Genomic DNA, 25241 nt, shown 5'->3' on the forward strand with positions numbered 1-25241 from the left:
GCCTTTCCAATACGCACTTGCAGTCCACCCCTCAAAATTTTCCATTTCAATATACCAGTATACTTTATGGTTTGCCTGTATATGGTTTTTTAATTGAGATATCAAATTGTCATAATCGGTAGCATCCAATCTATTTTGAGCTACCATATATACCTTGTTTTCTTTTTTATAAATTTTCATCATTGTTCCAATTTTTTAAATCAAAAAACTTAATCCAAGTCATTGCTACATTTCTCACAGACTCCCTTGGCCACCAGATTGATATCCTCTGCCACATAGCCGTCGGGCAGGTTTATCTGAGGGATTTTGTGCTCTGTAAGGCACACGGTTTCCCCGCAACTATTGCAATGAAAATGTAAGTGAAGGTCGTTTCCCACCTCACATTCACAATTGTCTTCGCACAGGGCATATTTAATGATGCCGGTGCCATCCTCAATTTGATGCACGATTCCTTTTTCTTCAAATGTCTTCATAGTACGGAAAAGCGTACTCCTTTCCGAGCTTTCGAAATCCTTTCCAAGGTCGCCTAAGCTAACGGCCACATTCAGTTGTGCCAGCCGTCTATAGGTCATCAAGCGCATTGCCGTAGGGCGGATGCCTTTGCTTTCCAACTTTTTTACTATTTTTTCCATTTGCTATAAAAGTATTTAGGGGTCGTAACGCTTTATGGATTCCCCGGTTTTTATCTGGAAGGCATCTTCAATATCGGAAAGATAAATTATTCCGTCACCGGGTTCAGTTGTTTTTGCATTCTCAAGGATAATATCTATTGCTGATTGTGCTTCTTCGTTTTGACATACCAGTTCTAACTTTACAACCGGACTGTCTGTTACACGGAAATCTAAAGAAGGTGATGCGCCTTTTGCTTTAAAAGCCCCCGTTCCTTCTCCCTGGGAAAGGGTCATACTTTTAAATCCGCTTTCACTAAGAGCTTCAATTACATTTTGAACTCGTTTCGGTTTTATAAATGCTTTTATTTCTTTCATTGCTGTAATATTAATTTTAGTATTAAGGATGAACCCTCTGGAATTTTAATTAAGACAAACATTTAACAGAGAGTCCATCCATCTAATTTTTTTAATTTAATGACCATGGGAAGTCTGGCTTTTCTGCATTTCAGAAACCAGATAATAGGCATTATTATAGGCAACCAACGTACCTTCAGGCAGAGGCTCCAGCAGTTTAATTTCAACCCAACCATCTTCATTTATTCCCGTTCTAACCTGCACTGGTTTCAATTCCCATTCGGTTTCACCATCTTCCTGGTGTTTTTGGGCCGTAAAGATGTAGGGATTTCCTTCTTCTTCAATTATTGCTTCTTCCGGTAAGGCAGGAACAGCTTCTTCACCGGTCCTGATTTTTCCGTTTATATACATCCCCGGAATTAGAAAATCTTCTTTATTATCGATTTCTGCATGCACATGTACCGCTTTGGGGTTTTGTTCAAATTGTTTCCCCACTGAATAAATTTCCCCGGTTAAATTACTGCCTGGAACCGATTCCAGTGTAAACGCAATCTTTTGGCCTTCTTTCACCTTATAAATATCTTTTTCAAAAACCATTAGATCGGCATGAACATGTTCATTATCAACTACCATAAACATACTGGTCTGAGGGTCTACATATTGTCCTACCTGTACCAGTACTTTTTCAATATAACCTCCAATTGGGCTTACTACCGGAATATATTCATATAATTCACCGTCTCTAACCTGGGAAGCATTTAGGTTTAACTGGCGCAATTGCGATTCGTACCCCCGCACTTCACCTTGTACAGACTGGTAATCTGATTGGGTTTGTTGAAAAGATTTTCCAGATCCTACCTCTGCTTCATATAAACGTTTCTGTCTTTCAAATTCCTTTTCCAAAAATTGCATCCTACTATATGCATTAATATAATCAGACTGCATTCTGGTTAAATTTGGGTGAGAAAGATAAGCCAACACCTGACCTTTATTTACCTTATCCCCCTCAATAACCTTTATAGAAGTTATATTACCGCCTAAAATTGCCGTAACGGTAGCTTCATATTGTGGCGGCACTTCTAACTGGCCATTGGCTTCCACAATACCCGACAAAGCTTTTTTAGGCAAGGTATCTACTTTAATCCCCAGACTATTGAATTTCATTTCTGAAAGATGTACCGAACGCATCCCACCTTCTTCTTCACCGTGTTCTTCATCTCCTTCCTCACCGTGATTTTCACCTTCTTCGGTATTAGTAGTTGCAGTTTCACTGGAAGCATCTTCCCCTGCCGCAGGATTTTCTTTACATCCAAAGAATATGCTGAGCGTTAAGGCAAGCATTAGAATATTTATTGATCTTGTATTCATATCGATTTTCTTATTTTAATTTTTAATTTGAATTCTTAAGGTAATATTCCAGTTGGTAGCGGCTGTCGAGATAATCGTTAAAAGCACTCCAGGCATTTACCTCGATTCTAATGGCATCTCTTATATTTTGGAGAAATGTCACATAATCGATAGCGCCTTCCTTAAAGGCCAGCACTGATCCACCTTGTTGCTCTTTGGCCAGCGGAAGTGCTTCATCCCTATAATAATTCCATGAGTTTCTCCATTTGATGTAGTCTTCACGCATATTTTTATAGGCGGTTTCCAGTTCGATTTTATCCTGATAAAAGTTTTGCTCTGCAATCTGTCTATTTACTTGTGCTTCCTGTGTACGGCCTAATTCCGGCCCAAAAAACAGCGGAATTTGAATTCCTATTTGATATTGGAAGAAACCCGATTGCCCGGCTATTTCCTGCCTACCGTACTGACCCTGAAATTTGGGCAAAAATTCAGATTTTCGTTCTCTGGTAACCGCTTTGGCAACATCTATCCTTTGTTCCGAAACCTGCAGCAACGGATGATTTTCAAGCGACTCTACCAGAAAGTTTAAAGGTTCGTCTAAAGTTTCAACAGGCAAATCTGGTACATCATAGATCGTATCACTAACAAACCATAAATTTAGACGCTGTAATGATTTCAGGTAATCTCTATAAGCTTGTTCTAACTGTATTTTCACCTCATTCCCCTGATTTGAAGTAGCAAGATACTCCAGTTTAGAGGTAGCTTCTGTTTCATACCTGATTCGTGCTGCTCTTTCAATGTCTTCAAAAATTGAATCCATTTTCTTATATACCCGATACCTCTTTTTACTTGTATAAACTGAAGCCCAGGCCCTGCTTACTTCACGTTCCACTTCTAAGGTATTTAGTTCTAAAGCATTTTCAGCAAGGGCCACCCTTTCTTTCTGTAATTTCAAACGGGGAGCTATTCCAAAAACATCTATGCCTTGTTGTTGAACACCAATTTGGGTATAGATCCCATCAGAGCCATTTCCTACCTCTTCTTTTCCTGTAAAGATTTGGGTATTCCCAAAATCATAGGCGGTTTTACGCAATACTTCCTCACTTTCAATTTCAAGTTGGGCAGCTTTTAATTGTGGAAAGTTTTGGATTGCCATTTCTTTAGCCTCTTCCAAACTAATAGTTTGTAAAGAATCCTGTATTGGATTTTCCGATGACATTTCATCAGATTGTGCATTTACGGAAAAGGTTCCGCCTAACATCAAGCCAATTATCAAAATTGTGGCTAAAGATCGTGAATTGGAAGAACCAAGCTTGTTCTGTTCCTTTTTCTCTCGTCTCTTCTCTACAAATGTATAAAGGACAGGAAGAACAACCAGCGTAAGTAAGGTAGCTGTAAGCATGCCACCAATAACAACCGTAGCAAGGGGTCGTTGTACTTCAGCTCCTGCTGACGATGAAAAAGCCATCGGCAGAAATCCAAAAATATCTGTTGTTGCTGTTAACATAATGGGACGTATTCGTTCTTTGGTTCCTGTAAAAATTCTATCTTTTATACTGGTTACCCCTTCTTCTTTTAAGGAATTAAACCTGTTAATAAGCACCAGCCCGTTTAAAACGGCAACCCCAAACAATACAATGAAGCCTACACCAGCTGAAATACTAAACGGCATATCTCTTAACCAAAGAGCAAATATTCCTCCAATAGCCGCCAGTGGAATGGCTATATAGATCATAATTGATTGGGAAAAAGATTGGAGTGCAAAGTACAGAAGCACGAATATCAGAAATAGAGCGATGGGCACTACTATTTGTAAACGCCCTTTTGCTCTTTGAAGGTTTTCAAACTCCCCACCATAAGTAATGTAATATCCTGGAGGTAAATCTAACTCTTCATCCAATTTTTGCTGGATGTCATTTACCACAGATTCCACATCCCTCCCGCGGGCATTAACTCCCACATAGGTTCTTCTAAAGGTGTTATCCCTGGAAATTTGCATAGGGCCCGGTACATAACTAATATCAGCTACTTCCTTAATCGGAACCTGAGTGCCATCCGGCAGATCTATATAGAGGGTACGTAAATCATCAATGCTTTGGCGGTGCGCCTCATCAAAACGTATTACCATATCAAACCGCTTTTCCCCTTCAAAGATCACTCCGGCCGTTCCTCCAGCAAAAGCTGCACTTATATAATCGTTAATCTTTTCAATGTCCAATCCATATTGCGCAATTTTTTTACGATTAAACCGCACCGTCATTTGTGGAAGACCAGATGTTCGTTCAGGGTTCACATCTCCTACGCCCGGTATAGTCTGTATTATTTCAGCCATTTTATCAGCTTTTTCAGCAAGAAGGTCTAAATCTTCACCATATAATTTTACCGCAACATCTTCCCTGACCCCGGTAAGCAGTTCATTAAAACGAAGCTCTACAGGCTGGCTAAAAACCAGGTTGACTCCCGTAAGTTCTTCATTAAGTTTCTCTTTGATCTTTTCTATCAATTCCTCTTTAGAACTTGCCGAAGTCCAATTATCCATATCCTTCTCTAATACAATAAACATATCGGCAATATCCATAGGCATTGGATCAGTAGGGATATCGGCAACCCCAATCCTCGCTACGGCGGTTTCTACTTCCGGGAAATTCTCAAGAAGGATATCTTCTATTTTTGTGGAAACATCAATTGCTTCACTCAAACCACTTCCAGGTCTTATTAAAGCCTGCATGGCGATATCCCCTTCATCAAGTTGAGGGACAAATTCCCCTCCCATTCTGGAAAAGATAAAACCGGCTACTATAAGTAAGACAACCGCAGACCCCAATACTATGAACTTCAATCTTAAAGCTCCTTTTAATAAAGGCATGTATCCTTTTTGAATCCCTCCAATAATTTTATCACTAACTTTTTCCAGCCAGCGTTCAAACTTTCCAAACCAGTTCTTTTTATTCTGAATTGGTTTCATAAATAAAGCAGACATCATAGGGACATAGGTAAGGCATAAGAAAATAGCACCTATCATGGCAAAACCAAAAGTAAATGCCATTGGCCGAAACATTTTCCCTTCTACCCCCGTTAGAAAAAGAATGGGCGCAAATACGATAAGAATGATAATTTGTCCAAAAAAGGCGGAACCCATCATCGTACTTCCGGCATCATAGGCTACTTCATCCATTTTAGCCTTATTAAATTTTATTTTGCCGGAACGCATCCGTTTTTGTATTTCATATACCGTACCCTCAATGATGATCACAGCACCGTCTATAATAATTCCAAAGTCAATAGCTCCCAAACTCATTAGATTGGCCCAGACATTGAATTGCTTCATCAATATAAAAGCAAAAAGAAGTGATAATGGAATGGTAGTAGCAGTTATAAGACCGCCTCTCAGACTACCTAATAATATTACTAAGGCAAAAATCACGATTAAAGCACCTTCCAGAAGATTCTGGGTCACGGTACTCGTAGTTCTTTCAATTAAAACACTTCTGTCAAGGAAGGGTTCTATTGATAAACCTTCAGGCAAAGATTGTTCTACCGTCTCCATACGATCCTGAACATTTGCAATTACTTTATTAGGATTTGCACCTTTCAACATGAGCACCATACCGCCAACAGCTTCACGGCCATCCTGGGTAAAAGCACCATAGCGTACCTGGCTACCAAACTGGACCTCTTCAGCTGCATCTCCAATTGTTACAGGCACTCCATTTTCATTCTTGATAACAATAGATTTTATATCATCTAGTGACCTGATTAAACCCTCACCACGGATAAAATTGGCCATATTATTTTTTTCTATATATGCACCGCCTGTATTAACATTATTTTTTTGCAGGGCATCGAAGACTTGGGAAATAGAAACGTTTAACGCATTCAGTTTTTCGGGATTAATGGCAATTTCATATTGTTTTATAGAGCCCCCAAATGAATTTACCTCTACTACACCTTCGACGAGGGTCATTTGACGCTTTACGATCCAATCCTGGATGGTACGCAATTCCGTAGGGGAATAAACGGTGTCATACTCTTTTTGGGGCTTTATCGTATATTGATAAATCTCACCCAAACCTGTAGTAATGGGTCCCATAGCGGGACTTCCAAATTTTTCAGGTATTTGGTCCCTGACTTCGTTTAGTTTTTCCTGAACCAGTTGACGGGGTTTGTAAATGCCCATATCGTCCTCAAAAACAATTGTAACCACGGAAAGGCCAAATCGGGAAACAGATCGTATTTCCGTAACCCCGGGCAGGTTCCCCATTGAGAGTTCTACAGGATAGGTTACAAATTGTTCAATATCTTCTGTTGCAAGATTAGGTGATTGGGTGATCACCTGAACCTGGTTGTTAGTAATATCTGGCACCGATCCCAGGTTGACGGTCATCATGGACCAAATACCCGTCCCTATCAGCGCTAAGGTAAGTAGTCCAATAATAAATTTATTATTAATGGAAAATGCGATTATCTTATTAATCATATAAATAAAAATTTAATTCAGTTAAAATTCTTGATAATAATTTTGTGCCTAACAAAATCTATCAATAGGACCAAGGATCTAGTATGAGAACCAGGATTTGGTCAAAAAAGGATATAATTATCCTTTAAAAAAACTGAATTAAACTTTTGGAGGATCTAAAAAGGAAAGAATAGGTTCTTCCACTGAGCTGTCAAAATGGACAAAGGCTTTTGATGGAATTTCAATAATCAAAGCCTTGAAATTTGAAGAACCGAAATCTACTGTATGCACATGGCAGCAATGGCAACTACAAAAAGGAGGGCATAAATCTGCTACTTTATCATGTGAATAGTCGATATCTAAATTCTGCGTAGCAACCACTGTTACTTCTGAATCAGAAATCACTTGTGAAGTGTCACTATCATTACAGGCTAATAAGTTAAGCCCGAATATATATAGAGATAATATGACAGCGATAATTTTCACACTACAAAGATAAAAAAAAATCAATGCACAGATTGTGCAAAAAGAATAGGAACAGATTTCAAAAGGTTTATCACATAATTTGATAATAATTTCAATTAAAAAATTACCAAGATCTTATACTGAAGAATTAGAACATTGTTTTTTAATAAGCTATTTAATGAAATAGAGAATTATACAAATCCTTCAAATTACTAAGTTACACTTCGAATGAGATAGGAAATATCCCCAAATAATGTTAATTAACATTATTTTCTATTCAAATTTGGCTTTCCAAAAATGTTGTACCTATGTTGTACCCAGTCCATAAAAAAAGGCCTTACATTTCTGTAAAGCCTTGTCATTGCTAGTAGCGGGAACTGGACTCGAACCAGTGACCTTCGGGTTATGAGCCCGACGAGCTACCTACTGCTCTATCCCGCGATGTATATTTCCAATATTTTTTAAAGCTTCGGGTTATAATCCCGATGAGCGGACTTTATGTTGAGCTGCCGGAGCATCCTGCGCTATCCGCAATATTGGATGGCAAATATACGACAGATTTCTACTTTGCCAAAATAAAACATAAAAAATTTACTGAGATATCCAGGCCAGCGCGTTTAGCCGGTCATTATTTGAAAAATCCGCAATATCGGCAGGCATTAATGCATCTTTAATAATCATAGAATTTCTTATCCAGCCAAGGTCTGTCACCACGGCGATTTTGTTGAACTTCCCGATATTCCTGAAATTAAACTTCATCTGGTTCAGAAAAGCCCTAAATGAAACTTCATTACCCCGGCGTATTTCGAAAAATAAATTAATCTCTTCATGGACACTTAGTTTTTCTAAAATCATAGCGTGGACTTTTTCAATAAGTTTTTCATCCACATCAGACTCTATAAGTATCCCCACTACATTATCTGCCAATTCAAAACTTGAGACCATAACTCCTGCAATAATAATTTCATTTAATTTACGAATTTTTTCTTTTGAAGAATGGAGAGAAAACATTTTAGCAGACTTTTCACTGTTCTACATTCCGAACCTCAAATCCCTGCAATTCACTATTATCAAAATTCACATGAAATTCAATAGGATTACAGCACACTTCACAATCTTCTATATAAGTCTGTGCTTTTACTGAAGGATCCAGTAAAACAGAGATCTCCTCCCAGCAATAGGGACACTGAAAATAATGTTCGTACATAAAACTCCTTACAATTCCACGTTTAGCAATTGCCCGGTTAATTGCAGAAGTTGCAATTCCGCCAGCTTGGCATCATATTTAGCCAAATTAAGGCTGGTCCTCGCATTAAGAAGATTAACCTGCGCCTGCCGGAATTCTATTGAAGCAATTTGCCCTAAACTAAATTCTTCCCTGGAACGCTCAAAATTATCAAGATTAGTAGCCACGTTCTCCTCCTGAATTCTAAAAATATAAAGTTTATTTTTAAAATTATTCAGTGCATTGGCAATATCCCGTTCCACTTCAAGCTCTATCTGCTCCCTGATAAGCTCTTGATTAGCATAATTAATCTTAGCATTTTGCACCTGTACAGCAGTTTGTCCTCCATCAAAAATTGCCCAGTTTAAACTCACTCCCGCAGAGAGCCCGTCTGTAATTGTAGTAGAACCGGGGAAGAAGGCGGTTGCTGCACTACGATTTCTATTCCATCCATAAGAACCGTTTAGGCCTATAGCCGGTAAATACCTGGACCTGCTAATCTTAATATCGTATTCACTTATAGCAATATTTCTTTCGATTTGAAGCAGGGAAACGTTATTTGCCTCTGCAGTGCTCAGGAAATTTTCAACTTGCAACTCAGGAATAAAGTTCACCGTGGTATCCACGGCAAAATCAATTGCTGATATTTCCCTGTTTAGAAGCACGTTTAAATCTCTTTTTGAATTGGCAAGTTGCTGTCTCGTATCGATAAGGATCACACTGTCATTATTAACATCCACGCGGGCATTGAGCACTGCCAGATTATTAGTTTGCCCATAATCAAACTGGTATTGCGCCCTCAGCACCCTTTCTTTTGAAACCTCCAGGGTCTCTTCCAAAACCTGAATATTTTCTGTTAAACGTGCTATTTCATAATAAATACTTAATAGCTGAAGCATCGTATTTTCTATTGTTTCCCGCGCTTCAAGCTGTGATAAATTATATTGTTCCTTCAGGCTCTTGAAGTTATAGAACCGCCCCAAGCCATCAAAAAGAGTATAACTCAGGTTTAAAGAGGCATTATAACTGTTATTTTCAAGTCCTCTCTGCTCCAGGATATCCCCATCCTCTGGTTCTGTTGTCCTGTTATTCAAATCATAATTTGCCCCGGCAACTCCAAGCAGGCTTGGAAGATAGCCGGAGTTAAGGATACTCTGATTATTTTCAGCAATTTCAACCTGGTTATTCGCAATTTCAATTCCGTAGTTACTTTCCAGCGCACGAGCTACCACTTCTTCTTTTGTTAACACGGAATCCTGAACCTGAGCACTAATTTGTGCCGATAAAACAGAAATTAAGAGATAAATACAGCTATTTACTATCTTCATGCTCATCTTCTTCTTTTTGTTCTTTAATAGAGCGCTCCACATCTTCAGCCGTTGGTCTTTTTCCTGAAGCAAGCCACTTTCCTCCTACTTTTATGTTATTGCTAATAGACAGTAGTAACGGCAAGAGTAGCAGCGTTAAGACCGTGGCAATGGCAATACCATAGGAAATTGAAATGGCCATGGGTTTTAAGAATTGCGCCTGCCGGCTCTTCTCAAGCAGCAAAGGCGCAAGCCCTGCCACAGTGGTTAAAGACGTTAGAAAAATTGCCCTGAACCTGGCCCTTCCTGCTTCATAAAGTGCATCTTTAAACGCCAGGCCTTCCCGCATAAATCCATTAAATTTTCCTATAAGCACAAGGCCATCGTTCACCATGATCCCCACCAGGGCAATAATGCCCAAAGCAGAAAGAAAGTTGATTGGGAAATCGTGTAACCAATGCCCCCAGGCGACCCCTATTACACTAAAAGGTATCATCAGCATTAAAAGTAAAGGCTGACTATAACTTCTAAAAGTGAAAGCAATTGTAGCATAAATAAGGAACAGGATTACGGGAAGAACCGCTTTGGCTGAACTTGAAAGCTTATCTGCTTCCCGGTTTTGTCCCTCATAAGAAACCGTAAGGCTGGAATATTTTGCCAGGATTTCCGGCATCACATTTTGTCTTATATCTGCCAGTATTTCTGTGGAGCTTCCGTTAGGATCCTCCATATCTGCACTTACACTTATTTCCCGGAGTCCGTCCAAATGGCTAATAGATTCCGTTCCTCTTATAATTTCGTAATTCGCTATCTCATCAAACGGAACGCGATCTCCTGAAGGTGTGACGATGCGCATGTCGTCCAGGTCATTTATAGAAGAGCGGTTTTCCCGGTCGTACCTTACCCATACCCTTATTTCATCCTGCCCCCTTTGGAAACGTTGCGCCTGTGCTCCAAAGAAAGCATTCCTTATCTGCCGCATCACATTGCCCAGGTCCAGTCCAAGCGCATAGGCATTGTCCTTAAGCTTAACATTTATTTCCTTAATACCTTCAGGATCACTGTCAGTTACATCTTTTAGCAAAGGGTTATCTTCAAAAATTGCTTTCAGATCTTCCTTGGCAGCTTCCAGCTCTTCAAGATTATTTCCGAGCAGGGATACAGAAACAGGGGAGCCGCCAAAGTTACCGCCCGAACCAAAGGTTAAGCTCTCCACCCCGTAAACAGGGCCTACTTCTTCACGAATGGAATTGGTGATTTCGGGAGAACCAAAATCCCGTTCTTCTCCGGGAAGCAAATTCACCTGAAGGGAAGCTTTATTATTTCCCGGCCCCACCCTTTTTATAATATTTTCAACAACCTGTTTATCACCAGATTGTCTTTCAGAATAATCTTCATTTACTCTCCATGCTGCAGCTTCAACCATAGAAATTATAGAATCTGTACGTGCAGGATTCACACCTTCAGGCATTAAAAGAGTAATATTTACCTGGTCACTGGCAATACTTGGAAAAAGGGTAACGCGTATCCATCCTCCTCCTATAGACCCAATGGTAAGGATCAAAACAGCCATTAAAATCCCTAAGGATAAAATCTGCTGCCTTAGTACAAAAGCAAGTACAGGGCTGTACACTTTATCACGCAAGTATTGCATTACCCTGTCCCCTGTTCGGTTTATCACGCGCATTTTCTGAAACAGCCGTGCAATTCCTTTCTTTTTTTCTTCTTTATTTTTTCTTAAAGCCTTGGAATGGGCGATGTGCGCAGGAAGAATAATTAAGGCCTCTACCAGAGAAACCACAAGGGTAAGAATTACAACTGTGGAAACTTCTGCAAAGAATTCCCCTATCCTGCTATCCAGGAACATAAAAGTAGAAAAAGCAAGAATGGTGGTAATAATAGCAGAAAGGATAGAAGGTAAAACTTCCATTGTACCATCCAGTGCAGCCTGGATTGGCGGCTTTCCTTTTTCGTATTCCTGATAGATATTTTCTGAAATTACTATCCCGTCATCCACCAGGATACCAATCACGATGATCATCCCAAACAGCGAAAGCACGTTTATTGTCACCCCAAAAGAGCCTGCAAAAATGAACATTCCCAAAAAGGCTACAGGTAATCCAAAAGCCACCCAAAAGGCCAGGCGCGTATTCAGAAAAATCGAAAGGAACAACAGCACGAGAAACATTCCCATTAGTCCGTTCTCCAGCAATAACTGGGTCCTTTGCCCCAGAGTAATGGAAGAATCGCTAACCACATCCAGTCTTACATTGCTGTTTCGCTGATTAAAAGTTTCTACATACGCATTCACCTGCTCTGCAGTAGAGAGAAGGTCTTCATTATTAGTATTGCTTACCTGTACATTTACCGCAACATTTCCGTTAAAAAAGGAAACATTTGGAGTTTCTGCAAATTGATCCCTTACCGTTGCTATATCTCCCAGGGTTATAATTTGCCCGGCTGCTGTAGAACGTACTACCAGGTCGTTAAGGGCATCTGCATAATAAACCCGGCTGTTGGCTCTAATTAGGTAATCTTCGGCTTCGGTCTTTATCGTACCTCCTGTAGAGAGAATATTTGCACTGGCCACCGTTTGCGCCACCTCTTCAAAAGTGAGATTGTAAGCAAGTAAATCGTTCTGGCTCACAGCAATTTCAATCTCTTCTTCAGGAAATCCCCAGATGTCTATTTGAGAGACCCCGTCCATACGACGCAAATCATTCTCTATCTGTTCGCTAATTCTTTTAAGCGTCACCAGTGGCACATTATCGCCACTAATGGCAAAACTAATGGTAGAGCGCACTCTTTCTTCCTTTGCCACCACAAGAGGTTCCATGCCGCCGGGGAAATTAGGCACCCGGTCTACCGCATTTTTTACCTCGCTAAGCATTACATCAATATTCTCGTCCCGCTCAATTTCTACAGTAATAGAACCTCCGCTTTCCCTTGCCGTAGAAGTCACGCGGTCTATCCCATCAAGACCTTTCAGGTTATCCTCAATTTTCAGGATGATCCCTTCTTCGATTTCTTCGGGGGCCGACCCGGGATAGTTAATATTGATGTTGATAATCCTCGATTCCTGAAGCGGAAAAAAGGAAGATTTCATATTCAAAACCCCAACAGCCCCAAATATGACAAAGGCTAAGATTACGACGTTAACCGCAACCTCATATTTTATAAAATAACTGATTATTTTTCTCAAAACTTTCGGGGTTTTGCTGGGATTATTCTTCTTCTACGGTTACCAACATCCCGGAATACGCCCCGGGAACTGAAGCGGAAAGCATTGTAGCTCCATCCTCCAGCCCTCTTATAACCACAGAGTTGTCTGTAAAATAAACCGGATTCACCTCCACCAGCTCCAGCACACTATCTTTAACCACAAAAACCTTAGAGCGGTCCACCAGAAGTTCCCGTGGGATTTCAATGGCATTTTCTTCGGCATTGGCATCCAGCTTTGCCTCCAGGTACATGCCCTCGCTCACGTCCTGATCCTCAATTCGAATAAAAACCTGTATGGTTTGGGTTTCCTGGTTTATACGGCTGTTTATCCTGCTTACCGTCCCCTCAAAAGTCTGGGTTCTGTCCAGGTTACGCAGTTCTACTTTAGCACCCGGCTTAAGCAAATCACTGAATTTTTTAGCAATTGCCACTTCCAGTTCATATACCGTGGGATCTATAAATTCACCCAGCTTCTGGCCTTGCCTTATCAAAGTTCCCCTGTTTACCACGGCTTCGGTTAGCACCCCACTAAAAGGAGCTACTATGGTGTACTTCCGTAACCTTTCCTCAAGGTTTTTAATGGTGTAATAGGAAGAGATAATTCCGCGGCCTGTAATAAAATATTTTTCTTTATCTGAATCCAGTTCCGGTAAAGACGGCACAGGTTCCCGTATATCAAAATTATTAAGGTAGGATTGCCACTTCTCAAAAACCTCGGGATAGTCCATCCGCAGATCGGGCATTATAGCAGTTATGCTATTATAAAGATCACTTTTTGCCGATTGTACGCTAGCGCGGAATTCATCTGAGTCGATATTGAGCAAAATCTGACCCTTATTATATTTTTGTCCGGGCCGGAATTCTTTGCTGCTACTCAGGAAGATCCCCTGCACTTCGGAATATAATTCGAATCTTTGCAGGGCCGTCACACTTCCGTTAGCCGGAACTATAATAGGCACAGTACGGTTTTGCACTGTATCAACAAAAACACTTTTAACCACTTTTGAAACAGGAGGGGTTTCCTCTACATTGCTGGCGATTATTGCCTTGGCGCCAAAAAAGGCTAACACCACAAGGACTAATCCTAATACCGGGAGAATAATTTTACGTTTGTCCATACTTCACCATTGGACTCAAAAAAACGGAATTAGTTTAATTGAAGTCTATAAACAATTAATAAAAGGCTAATTATACTTATCTAATTCCTGCTGAATTTTCTCCCATTCCTTCATGAATTTCTCAAGTTCCATTTTTTTTGAATTGTACTTCTTAAGAAATTCCGGCTGCTCCATCGTCTTTTCATAATTTGAAGCAAGCGCCACATCCTTCTCCTTTAGCTCCTTCTCGAGCTTCGTGATTTTCGCTTCGGTTTTGCTTAACCTGTTGTTAAGAGATTTCAGTTTTTTCTGATCTTCGTAGGATTGTTTAGGCGAAGCCTCGGTTTTTTCCTGCACTGTGGCTTTCTGCTTTTCCCGCTTCTCTACAGCACGCATATCCTCAAACTGCCGCTGCTCAAGGTAATAATCAATATCTCCAAGGTACTCCTTTACGTTCCTGTTTTTGAATTCATAAACCCGTGAAGTTAACCCCTGTAGAAAATCCCGGTCGTGGGAAACGAGGATAAGTGTTCCCTCAAATTTTTTTAATGCCTCCTTTAAAACATTCTTGGATTTTATATCAAGGTGGTTTGTGGGCTCATCCATTACCAGCACGTTAAAGGGCTGCAATAACAATTTACATAAAGCCAGCCTGTTCCGTTCACCACCCGAAAGTACTTTTACCTTCTTATCCACTTCATCTCCACGGAATAAAAATGAACCCAGCATATCACGCACCTTACTCCGGTTTTTCTCGTTGGCCGAATCTACCATAATGTCGTGCACCGTCTTTTCACCGTCCAGGTAATCTGCCTGATTTTGGGCGAAATATCCCAGCTGCACGTTATGTCCCAGTTTCAACTCCCCGGTGTGAGGAATTTCGTCTATAATAATCTTGGCCAGGGTTGTTTTTCCCTGTCCGTTCTGGCCTACAAAAGCAATTTTGCTCCCCCGTTCAATGAGTAAATTAATATCTTCAAGCACCTTTTTTTCGCCATAAGCTTTGCCAACATGCTCTGCTTCCACCACAACTTTCCCCGGTTGTACAGAAACAGGAAAGGTTATATTCATTACCGCGTTGTCGTCCTCATCAACTTCAATACGGTTTATCTTATCAAGTTTTTTAATAAGCGATTGCGCCATGGATGCCTTAGAAGCTTTAGCCCTAAACTTATCTATCAGCTTTTCCGTCTGCTCAATCTCTTTCTGCTGATTCTTTTGAGCGGCGAGTTGCTGCTCCCGAAGCTCTCCCCTTAGCTCCATAAATTCTGAATAAGGTTTCTTGAAATCGTAGATCTGCCCAAGGCTTATTTCGATGGTGCGGTTAGAAACGTTATCGAGGAACATTTTATCGTGCGAAACCAAAATAACACAACCGGCATAATTATTCAGAAAAGATTCCAGCCAGATAATACTTTCAATATCCAGGTGGTTGGTAGGCTCATCCAGAAGCAAAATATCATTGCTCTGAAGCAGCAATTTCGCCAGCTCGATCCGCATTCTCCATCCTCCCGAAAAAGTATCAGTCAGTTTCCCGAAGTCTTCACGTTTAAATCCGAGTCCCAACAATACCTTTTCGGTTTCCCCTTCGTAATTATACCCGCCAATAATCTCGTATTGATGCGTTATCTCGCTAAGATCCTGGATAAGCTGCGTATAAGATTCGCTCTCATAATCTGTGCGGGTAGCAAGTTGCTCATTAATATGATCTATCTGCTTTTCCAGCTTTTTTATTTCCTCAAAAGCCTGCTGCGCTTCCTGAAGCACGGTCCTGCCCTTTACAAAATCTATATCCTGCTTTAAAAAGCCAATTCTCAGCTCCTTATCTTTTGCAATACTGCCCGTGTCGTATTCCTGTTCTCCGGAAATTATACGAAGCATCGTAGATTTTCCCGCACCGTTCTTCCCGATAAGACCAACACGATCCCCGGCACCTAAACGAAAAGTTATTTCTTCAAAAAGATATTCTCCGTTAAATGAAACGGAAAGATTATGAATGTTAAGCATGAAAATGGATTAATTTTTGCAAAGATGACTAAATTTGCGAAGCAAAAAAAATGATATTGAGACGCTTAAATTCTTTTTACGATAATGTAAAAATTCAGGTGCCACCTCAGCCCACCAGCCTTCAAATAATAACTTCAGATGAAATTTTTAAAAGGAACAAAGCTTTACAGTATATTCACCGGAACCTGCCCAGTTTGCCAGGAAGAAAGCATTTACAAAGAGCCGAATCCTTACAAGCTAAGAAGCATCTTTAAAATGCCCGAGCGCTGTTCCAACTGCGGCACCAAATATAAAATTGAACCTTCATTTTTCTTTGGCGCCATGTATGTAAGCTATGCGGTGGGAATTGCATTTGCTGTGGCAGCATTTGTTATTTCCTTCTTTTTCTTTGGCACTACCCCCCTCACTTCCTTTTTTGTAATTGTAGCAACCCTTGTTGTTTTTGGACCCATTATTATGCGCCTGTCGAGAAATATCTGGATCAATTTCTTTTTTAGTTATGACAGTGCGGCGGGGAAGAAATAAGTTGAAGAAAGTGGTTTTGGATGAACGAATATTTTTTATCCGATTTCAGAATTTTAGTTGTAAATTAATGTCTCTATTAATCCTTTTTAAAGATGAAGAATATACCCGACAACTGGTATTTAGCAGAGCAATATGAAGGGAACTTTATTTTTGAAGATGCAGAAAATAAATTTAGCGTTAGCGTAGACAAAATGGGAATCTTCACTCCTCCCTACGAGATAAATTTTCAGCAACTGAACGGAACTCTTACAAAAATTGGCTTTGAAGAGGACGCATATTCAGCGCATGCAGCTAATCAGGAAGAAGCACTGGAAAAAGCTTACGAGATGATGGCATTTATCAGCAGAAAAATGAAAACTGAATCTCTTATTCCCTGATTAATTTTTTCTCTTTTGGATGATCATTAAATTTTTGCTTTAAAAGATGTTCACATTAACTACAATTTGCGCAAATAGTATGATCCTTTTGCGTAAGAAAATTTTTACCTAATTTTATTGTCAAAGAATCCCTTTATGAGTAATTGGTCAGAGCTAGAAGTAAATCTGATAATTCAGATCTATTTCGAAATGCTTAGGAAAGAATTATCCAACCGGAGATACTCAAAAACAGAATATCGCAAAAATTTACTTCCGTTGTTAAACAATCGTTCTGAAGGAGCAATAGAGTTCAAGCATCAAAACATTAGTGCTGCATTAATAAAGTTTAATCAACCTTACATCAAAGGATATCTTCCCCGTTTTAATTACCAGCAGATATTAGATGAAAAAGTAGCAGCACATTTAGAGAATCACACCGATTATGAAAAGCTATTTAAAATATATGCTGATAGGGATGTGGAAAAAAGATCAATAGATAACTACGATAAGATGCTCGTAAAACCTCCAGCAATTGAAGAAGTTAATGAACCCAAAATATCATATACGAGAAATCCCATTAAAGTTAATTATCTGGAACGAGAGCAAAAAAATTCAAAGCTGGGATATTTAGGAGAAAAACTCATTTATGATTACGAGAAATGGAATCTGACAAAGATGGGAAAAGAAAAGTTAGCTCAGGAAATAAGATGGATCTCTAAGGACGAAGGAGATGGAGCCGGCTACGACATTTTATCAAAAACTATCGATGGACAAGATAAATATATCGAAGTAAAAACCACAAAGTTAGGTATTAAGACACCTTTCTTTTTCTCTGACAATGAATTTGAGTTTTCAAATAGAAACTCTAAAAATTACTATTTATACAGAGTTTTTGATTTCGAAAATAGATCAAGAATCTTTACTAAAAACGGAGGTCTACAGGAAATCTGCCAGTATGCTCCTGTAGTCTATAAAGGATATTTTTGAGTTAATTGAGCAACATGGAATTATAATAGCATTATATTTATATTTTTGAGATCTTAAAGATTCAATTATTTGTGAATACTAATAACAAGACACTTAAAGCAGTTGATTTTTTTTGCTCCGGTGGAGGAATGAGCTACGGTCTGCAAACAGCTGGAATAGATATTTTAGCTGGAATAGATAATGATCCCAAATGTAAAGATACTTATGAAGCAAACATCGATGGGGAATTTATTTTAGCTGATGTTTTCAAATTAAAAGAAAAAGAACTTGAAAAACATTTAAAAGATAAAGGTTTAAAAAGAAACGATGATGAATTAGTGCTGATCGGCTGCACCCCTTGTCAATTTTGGAGTACTATACGAACCGATAAACAGAAAGCTACAAAGACTAAAAATCTCCTTACTGAATTTCACAGATTTGTAAAATATTTCAATCCAGGTTATGTAGTCGTTGAAAATGTTCCAGGAATTTTACGCAATAAAGAAAAAAGCAAACTCACTGATTTTATTGCCTGGTTAGAAGAGAATGATTATAAAGTCCATGCTGATATTCATAATGTCAATAAATATGGAGTCCCCCAATCTAGAAAAAGATTTACATTAATTGCTGATCGGGTAAATAAAAAAGATATACAACCTGAAAGGAGCGATAGCTTTCCAACTCTTAAGGATTTTATTGGTGTAGAAAAAGGTTTTCCTGTTCTTCCTGCAGGCAATAAAGATTTAAATGATTATATGAATACTACGGCGGGTTTAAATGACCTTAATCTTAAGAGAATTAGGAAAGTTAAACATGATGGAGGAAACCGTTTCGATTTTGCTAATGACCCGCAGCTGCAATTGAATTGTTTTATAGGCAAAGATAATAGTTTTCGCGATACTTTTGGAAGACTGCGCTGGAACAAACCTTCTTCTACTATTACGACAAAATTTTTCAGTATTAGTTGCGGTAGATTTGCTCATCCAGAAGAGGATAGGGCATTGTCTTTAAGAGAAGGAGCAGTTTTACAAACTTTTCCGAAAAATTATATTTTTAAAACCAGTACTATAGCAGATACAGCTAGAATAATTGGAAATGCCGTTCCCCCTGAATATTCAAAGAGGATAGGATTATCGATATGTCAAAATCATTTGAATGCAATTTAGAACCAAAGCTAGAGCAGTAGATTTACTTGGAAAAGGACAAATTGCCGACTTACCAACAGCTATTACTGAATTATGGAAGAATGGATATGATGCTTATGCAGACAATCTTACAGCCGAAATCTTTAAAAAAAGTTTTACAGGTCTAGATAAGGATTTATTCTTATTGACAGATGATGGTAAAGGAATGTCTCAAAAAGATATTTTTGATAAATGGTTGGTTCTGGGCACAGATTCTAAAAGTAGAGCTCAACTTGAAAAGTCTCCAGACATTGAGACATTATGGAAAAAACCGAGAGTAAAGGCAGGTGAAAAAGGTATCGGTCGATTATCAGTAGCATTTCTCGGACAGCCAATGTTAATGCTGACAAAAAAAATTGGTTCTCCTATTCAAATGTTGTTTTTCAACTGGAATCTTCTAGAAAATTATAATCTTTATCTAGATGACATCCATATTCCAGTAAAGTCCTTAGAAGACAAAAATGAGTTTCAGGACACTTTTGAAAATCTTAAGGCATCTTTTCTGGAGAATTTGGATAAGAAAGAAGACTTTGAAGGAAAATTAATTTGGGAAGAAAGTCAAAAGAATTTAAAGAAACAAATCATTGAGTCTGTTAATAATTCCGTTGTTTCCAATAATTTAATGGATGCCTTAATGGATGATTTTACAGATTTAAAAGAATCCCATGGAACAAAATTTTTAATCTTTAATCCTATTGATCAAATTCTTGATCTTTCCGAGGTGAATAGTGAAGATAATAGGGATAATAGAGACTTCATTATATCAAGCTTGTCAGGTTTTTTTAATCCTTTTATCAAAAAAGAAAAAAAAGCAGTCAAGACTTATTTCTACATTCATAATGAACTAGGAAAAGATAAGGACCTTCTTGTGGAAGAGGGGAATTTTTTCACCTCTGAAGATTATAATTTTGCTGATATTCTCATAGAAGGTAAATTTACGGGATACGGAAAATTCAATGGTACCTTAAAAATATATGATAAACAGATACCATATGAATTTGAACCCAATAGAAAAAAATTCAAGAGGAAGTATTATGGTGATTTTTACTTAAAACTTGGATATAGTCAAGGAAACCTAAGAGATTCAAAATTAAATGAAACGGCTTGGAAGAGAATTAATAATAAGGTAGAGACTCACGGTGGTTTATATTTATATCGCGATAATTTCAGGGTTTTACCATACGGAAGACCAAATGCAGATTTTTTAAAATTTGAGGAAAGGCGGAACAAACGTATTAGTACTTATTACTTTTCTTACAGAAGAATGTTCGGCTATATCGGTCTCACTAGGGAAAATAATTCAGATTTAAAAGATAAATCGAGTAGGGAAGGGTTAATTAATAATGATCCATATTCAGCTTTTGAATCAGACTTGATTGCGTTTTTTGTCCAAATCGCAAAAGATTATTTATCTGATACTACGGATGACACAATTTTTCAAAATGAAAAAAAGAAATTAAACGAGCAACACCAGGCTATAACTGACGACAGGAAACGAGAAATCGAAGAGAAGAAAGCTTTCAGTAAATCCCTTACCTCCTATCCCAAAAAATTCGCAGAATATGAGAAGGAATATAAAAAATTGATGTCTGAGCTTGAGAATAAAATATCTTCAACTAAAACAACCTATTCGGATATTGAGCAAATACTAAATAGACTTTCTGAATTAGACATAGAATTTGAGGAATTGCTTCCTGATATACCTAAACGTTATAAGCCTACAGATTTGCAGTTAGATAGACTCAATAGGTATGAAGACCAAATACTTAATTTTAACGAGACTATTAAACAAGATAGCTCTCACTTATTAGATCAAGTAAATGAGAAGCTCGAATTAGAAGAACTGAAAATTAATTTTTCAAAGAGTGCTGAGGTTTATAAGGAGGAGTTGAATTCGATTTTAAATACCCACCGCAATAACTTACAAGATAAATTTAGAAGTTTGATTGATGAATATAATCAACGTGCACAAACACTATTAGACGATTTTAATCATCAAAAAAACCATTCTAAGAAGAAAATAAAGGTTAAAAAAGATATTAAAGAACAGAGCGATATTCTAAGGCAACAGTTTGACCGATTGAGGAAAAGAGCAAACACTACTTTAGTTCCGTTATCCAATCATATTCAAAAAATGACTTTTGAAATTGATGAAGAATTACTACAAGGAGCTTATAAAGCACAATATGATCAAATGCTTCAACAATGGTCACTTGTTCAGGATACAGCACAATTAGGAATTGCCGTAGAAATTATTGATCATGAGTTTAATGTATTATACTCGAGGATTAATAGGCTAATGGATGAATTAAATACAGAAAGTAATGTCAGTAATAACAAAAAATTTAATTTACTAGAAAAAGCTTTTAGAAGCTTGGAAGATAAGTACGATTTGCTTTCTCCTCTATATCGAATAAATGCAGCAGTCGACAAAGAAATAAAGCTAAACGGTCTAGCTAACTACATTAATCAGTTTTTCGGAAAGCAACTAGCAAAAGAAGGAATAGAAGTTACTGCTAGTGATGAATTTTTAAAGCAGTCAATAATTATTAAAGAACCAGTTCTTTATACCGTCACTATCAACTTAATCAATAATGCAATTTATTGGGTCCGTAATTCTGATAAAAAAGAAATACGACTAGATTATTTTAAGGAAACAAATGAAATTTTAATACTGAATTCTGGAAAAAAAATAGAGGAGCATAGACTTCCTAAAATTTTTGATTTGTTTTATTCTAATCGACCCTCAGGGAGGGGCATTGGCCTCTATCTGGCAAAACAAACCTTAAATGAAAACTACTTCGATATAGAAGCGACAAATATCCCAGAATATAATTATTTGAATGGAGCTTGTTTTGTAATCAAATCGCTATCAGCCGAAAATGAATAAAGCAAAAATTTACCAAAAGAAAGCAACTGAAATTATCAAAGAATCTATAAAATCTGTAGTTTATATTGATGAAAAAGCTTGGAATCCTTTTGAAGGAATAAAATATGATAAAAATATTGAAGAGCATATTATTTCGAAAAAACTTTACAAGAATCTAAAAGATCAAGGAATAAATTTAAATATTCACAAATTTAAAAAAGGAGAACAGGATTTACCGCTTTCAGACAATAAAAAACAATATCTATTTCGAGACATAGATTTAGTCTTGTTAGATTGGGATTTGAATGAAGAAGATACACTAAACGAGTTTTCACTCAAACTCCTGGATGATATCATAAGACAACCTCATATACATTTTTGCAGTATATATAGCTCAAGCCCATATTTTGATGAAATTATTCAAAAGGTAGTAGCTTATTTTTCTGGTTATTCAGATGAGGATTTTGATAAAATTCGAGAACAACTGGAGCATAATGATGACATTATAGAAATATTAAATGAAATTGATATTACTTCACAACCTAGCGGAAGAACTGTTGGAGAAGTAATGCGTTTAGATCGCAATATTTTTGATCAAATAACTACAATAACGAATTTAAATAATCAAGAATCCTTGATTCCAATGGCTATTTCAGTAAATGGTAATTTATCAAAACCTGAAGTGGCATTAGACTATTCAACCGAAATAATTTCCAAAACCGGTTCTGAATACGCTTTAATTATAAATAATACGGTAATATCTGTCCTCAAGAAAAGTCATAATAAACCGAAAGCATTAATTAATAATTTTTCAAAGTTGATTTCATCGGATAAAAATAAAAGTTTTTTCAAGTTATTAGGATTAGATATGCAAAATCAGTTTTCCAAATATGGCGCATTTATAGATCCTGATATACTGAACATTTCTTTCAATACCTTTATGCATCATAGGAAAATGATGAATAAAACTGGAACCAAACCTTCTTTTGATGATTTTATGAAAAATTTATTTATCGAAAACTCAAAATTGCGTCTCTCAAATATTCATTTAGAAATTCTAGAAAATGAATTTCTAGATAAATTTAGAGTCATCAAAAAAGATTTAGACAATAATGAATTAGCTTTAATGAATTCTTTTTATAATGGCGCTAAAATTCAAAATCCAGAAAAAAGAGCAGTTAATTTCGGAGATATTTTCTTTAATGAATCAGACAACAATTTCTACTTATGTCTTACACCGTTATGTGATTGTATAATTAGAGACGGAGAGAGTAATACTGATTTTAAATATTATTTTGTAAAAGGATCAAAATTAAACATCAAAGAAGGTATAGAAAAAGGAGACGGCGGATTTATATCTTACATTGATCAAAACACATGTATAAGTTGGGCTGCCGGTGAGTATGTTAAACCATTTCAATTTTATATCCCGAAACCGACAATTTATAAAGGATATGTCAATATGTTTGACTGGTATAAGAAACAATCTTATTGTGAACCTTTCAAATATCTCTTTTCGCTTAAGCAAAATTATGCGCAAAGAATTGCTAACCAAGCATTTTCACATCCAGTTAGAGTAGGAGTTGATTTTGTAAAAAAATAATTATTTCTCGAGGTTGACTTGATATGAAATAACAAAAACCATATATACATGATAGAAATTCAAAACGTCAAAACAAAAACATCAGTTGATATTTTGACCTTACTTTTAAAGGAAAAAAAATCGGAGATATCAATCTACTTTCCTAAATACACAGTTCTTTTCTCAAGTGCTAATGAGAATATTGCCGATGACTATGCAAGACTAATCTATGTCGGATATAAATTGCAAGAATGTTCTAAAAAGGTTGAGTATGAAGTAATAGAGCCTCATCAACATGAAAGTGTACTGTTTACGATTGTACCCAAGGATCTTCAGATGCTGTCAGAAACACTTTTAGAATTGTCTTACTTGTATGAAAATGAACCTGAAGAAGATAATTTTTATTTTGAAGATGTTTATCAATATCTTTCCGATGTCGACGAAGGTAAAGCTAAGGTGGTATGTGAGGAATACTTAAATATGTACAAAGAATTTAATTCGAAATAAGATAACTCAAGTAAAAAAGTTTAAAATTTAATATTAACAAGTAATAAAACTTACTCTTCTTACCTCACAAGAATCTTTAAGCTGGCATAATAAAGAAGTATTCCTTCTATAGCCAAAAAATAACATAAGCATTCATTTATTTTTTAAGAAGTTTCCTGGTATCTTTCTTCTAAAAATTATGAAGTCCGTACCCTCAAATCTTAAACTGAAATATCTTTATCGAGATGATGGAAATTACAAAATTTTTGGATCCATCGTTCTCAGAAATGCGACAGGCATTTCTCCTGCAGAAGCAGCCAATCTATTACAAGAAAAATTGATAGATAGAGAGTATTTCTATCCTTCAGATGCACAAATACCTCTTTTTGAAGAGCATAATATATGTGGAAACGAATTCACAGGCTGGTATGAGTTTGATGAGTTCTCATTCACAGAAGAAAAACCCAGCAACAATCGCACATTGGGAAAATTCCTTAGAGATTTGAAATAAAAATTCACTTTTATCCCTTCTACCAATCATTTTTCGTAAATTATAAGACTTTTAATTGAAAAATAATCAGTTATGGAAGATGCTTCACGAAATTCAGAACTAATAAAAGAATATGTAGGAAATTTTATTTTCAGAAAGAACAGCGGCATCAAAATAAACGGCGCCGGATCGTTAATTCTTCCGCAGAACATCAGCTTTTATAAACTCGGCGGGAAATTTATAAAAATAGAAATGAAGAATTCCGGGGCTTCCAAAAGGCCCTCAAAAAAGGAGAAAATCTTCCGCTGCGCTTATAAAATGATGACCCGGTTTAACCGTTCCCTTAACTAATCTGTTATTTTTCCTTCCGGAATATTCACAAAAACCACCAAAATAATAAGAGGCCGATAATTGGTGTTTTTAAGCTATCCCTCAACATGGGAGGCGCGAAGTACGAAGTAGAAAAACATTATTCGTAGATTCGTGGCAAAGAAAAATTAGCAACTTTTCACATCAATACATTAGCACATCTTCAAATCAGCACATTCTCAAATCTCTTTTTTATCTAAGGAAAAAGCAAGAGATAGTTGAAATTTCTGATATACCCTTCATTTTCATAAAACATCCTCATATCGGCAATTTGAATCCTCCACTGTTATGAGATGTTGAAACGAGTTCAGCATGACAATCCG

21 protein-coding genes and 1 tRNA gene are annotated in these 25241 nt (G+C 37.3%); 9 read left to right on the top strand and 13 right to left on the bottom strand.

What is annotated here, in order from left to right:
• From RM529_RS10435 to abc-f, 13 genes are all read right to left on the bottom strand, one after another.
• On the bottom strand, nucleotides 1-183 hold a 183-nt coding region (locus RM529_RS10435; RefSeq protein WP_311484741.1), incomplete at its 3' end, for a SpoIIAA family protein.
• A gap of 26 nt (nucleotides 184-209) precedes the next feature.
• Complete coding sequence (locus tag RM529_RS10440; protein WP_128766680.1) at nucleotides 210-632, bottom strand: Fur family transcriptional regulator; 423 nt, start codon at nucleotides 630-632, stop codon at nucleotides 210-212.
• 15 nt (nucleotides 633-647) lie between these two features.
• The gene (locus tag RM529_RS10445) at nucleotides 648-986 is read right to left on the bottom strand and encodes a P-II family nitrogen regulator (protein ID WP_009778856.1); all 339 of its coding nucleotides are present in this window, start codon (nucleotides 984-986) and stop codon (nucleotides 648-650) included.
• Nucleotides 987-1082: 96 nt separating this feature from the next.
• A complete protein-coding gene (locus tag RM529_RS10450) occupies nucleotides 1083-2333 on the bottom strand; it encodes an efflux RND transporter periplasmic adaptor subunit (RefSeq protein ID WP_190324899.1) in 1251 nt (416 codons plus the stop codon).
• Between the two features lie 22 nt (nucleotides 2334-2355).
• Entirely contained in the window at nucleotides 2356-6789 is a 4434-nt protein-coding gene (locus tag RM529_RS10455; RefSeq protein ID WP_150545106.1) for a CusA/CzcA family heavy metal efflux RND transporter, read from the bottom strand.
• Nucleotides 6790-6927: 138 nt separating this feature from the next.
• Nucleotides 6928-7254 carry a DUF6660 family protein gene (locus RM529_RS10460; RefSeq protein ID WP_225573949.1) on the bottom strand — a complete coding sequence of 109 codons (327 nt, stop codon included), beginning with the start codon at nucleotides 7252-7254 and terminating at the stop codon, nucleotides 6928-6930.
• Between the two features lie 347 nt (nucleotides 7255-7601).
• A tRNA-Met gene (locus RM529_RS10465) sits at nucleotides 7602-7674 on the bottom strand.
• A 150-nt stretch (nucleotides 7675-7824) separates the two neighbouring features.
• On the bottom strand, nucleotides 7825-8244 hold the full coding sequence (locus RM529_RS10470) for a SpoIIAA family protein (protein WP_311484742.1): 420 nt from the start codon (nucleotides 8242-8244) through the stop codon (nucleotides 7825-7827).
• 13 nt (nucleotides 8245-8257) lie between these two features.
• Entirely contained in the window at nucleotides 8258-8440 is a 183-nt protein-coding gene (locus tag RM529_RS10475; protein WP_311484743.1) for a CPXCG motif-containing cysteine-rich protein, read from the bottom strand.
• A gap of 8 nt (nucleotides 8441-8448) precedes the next feature.
• Entirely contained in the window at nucleotides 8449-9786 is a 1338-nt protein-coding gene (locus tag RM529_RS10480) for a TolC family protein (RefSeq protein ID WP_311484756.1), read from the bottom strand.
• A complete protein-coding gene (locus tag RM529_RS10485) occupies nucleotides 9770-12967 on the bottom strand; it encodes an efflux RND transporter permease subunit (protein WP_311484744.1) in 3198 nt (1065 codons plus the stop codon). Before RM529_RS10485 ends, RM529_RS10480 begins: the two co-directional genes overlap by 17 nt.
• A gap of 22 nt (nucleotides 12968-12989) precedes the next feature.
• Nucleotides 12990-14105 (bottom strand): efflux RND transporter periplasmic adaptor subunit, encoded by a 1116-nt coding sequence (locus RM529_RS10490; RefSeq protein WP_311484745.1) that lies wholly within the window; start codon nucleotides 14103-14105, stop codon nucleotides 12990-12992.
• A 66-nt stretch (nucleotides 14106-14171) separates the two neighbouring features.
• Nucleotides 14172-16091, bottom strand: a complete 1920-nt coding sequence (gene abc-f / locus RM529_RS10495) for a ribosomal protection-like ABC-F family protein (protein ID WP_311484746.1) — start codon at nucleotides 16089-16091, stop codon at nucleotides 14172-14174.
• A gap of 138 nt (nucleotides 16092-16229) precedes the next feature.
• On the opposite strand from abc-f, the gene RM529_RS10500 reads away from it, so the two are divergent.
• From RM529_RS10500 to RM529_RS10540, 9 genes are all read left to right on the top strand, one after another.
• Nucleotides 16230-16616 carry a DUF983 domain-containing protein gene (locus RM529_RS10500; RefSeq protein WP_311484747.1) on the top strand — a complete coding sequence of 129 codons (387 nt, stop codon included), beginning with the start codon at nucleotides 16230-16232 and terminating at the stop codon, nucleotides 16614-16616.
• 92 nt (nucleotides 16617-16708) lie between these two features.
• On the top strand, nucleotides 16709-16993 hold the full coding sequence (locus RM529_RS10505; protein ID WP_311484748.1) for a hypothetical protein: 285 nt from the start codon (nucleotides 16709-16711) through the stop codon (nucleotides 16991-16993).
• A gap of 135 nt (nucleotides 16994-17128) precedes the next feature.
• Nucleotides 17129-17959: a protein NO VEIN domain-containing protein gene (locus tag RM529_RS10510; protein ID WP_311484749.1), complete on the top strand. Its 831-nt coding sequence runs from the start codon at nucleotides 17129-17131 to the stop codon at nucleotides 17957-17959.
• Between the two features lie 71 nt (nucleotides 17960-18030).
• Complete coding sequence (locus RM529_RS10515) at nucleotides 18031-19104, top strand: DNA cytosine methyltransferase (protein WP_311484750.1); 1074 nt, start codon at nucleotides 18031-18033, stop codon at nucleotides 19102-19104.
• Nucleotides 19094-22012, top strand: coding sequence for an ATP-binding protein (locus tag RM529_RS10520; RefSeq protein ID WP_311484751.1), 2919 nt, complete (start codon nucleotides 19094-19096; stop codon nucleotides 22010-22012). Before RM529_RS10515 ends, RM529_RS10520 begins: the two co-directional genes overlap by 11 nt.
• Entirely contained in the window at nucleotides 22005-23594 is a 1590-nt protein-coding gene (locus tag RM529_RS10525; protein WP_311484752.1) for a response regulator receiver domain, read from the top strand. Before RM529_RS10520 ends, RM529_RS10525 begins: the two co-directional genes overlap by 8 nt.
• A gap of 48 nt (nucleotides 23595-23642) precedes the next feature.
• Nucleotides 23643-24080 carry a hypothetical protein gene (locus RM529_RS10530; protein ID WP_311484753.1) on the top strand — a complete coding sequence of 146 codons (438 nt, stop codon included), beginning with the start codon at nucleotides 23643-23645 and terminating at the stop codon, nucleotides 24078-24080.
• 178 nt (nucleotides 24081-24258) lie between these two features.
• Nucleotides 24259-24570, top strand: coding sequence for a hypothetical protein (locus RM529_RS10535; protein WP_311484754.1), 312 nt, complete (start codon nucleotides 24259-24261; stop codon nucleotides 24568-24570).
• A 72-nt stretch (nucleotides 24571-24642) separates the two neighbouring features.
• Nucleotides 24643-24900: a hypothetical protein gene (locus RM529_RS10540; RefSeq protein ID WP_311484755.1), complete on the top strand. Its 258-nt coding sequence runs from the start codon at nucleotides 24643-24645 to the stop codon at nucleotides 24898-24900.
• Nucleotides 24901-25241: the final 341 nt, after the last annotated feature.

It is taken from the genome of Autumnicola edwardsiae (assembly GCF_031846505.1).
Taxonomy (GTDB): Bacteria; Bacteroidota; Bacteroidia; order Flavobacteriales; family Flavobacteriaceae; genus Autumnicola; species Autumnicola edwardsiae.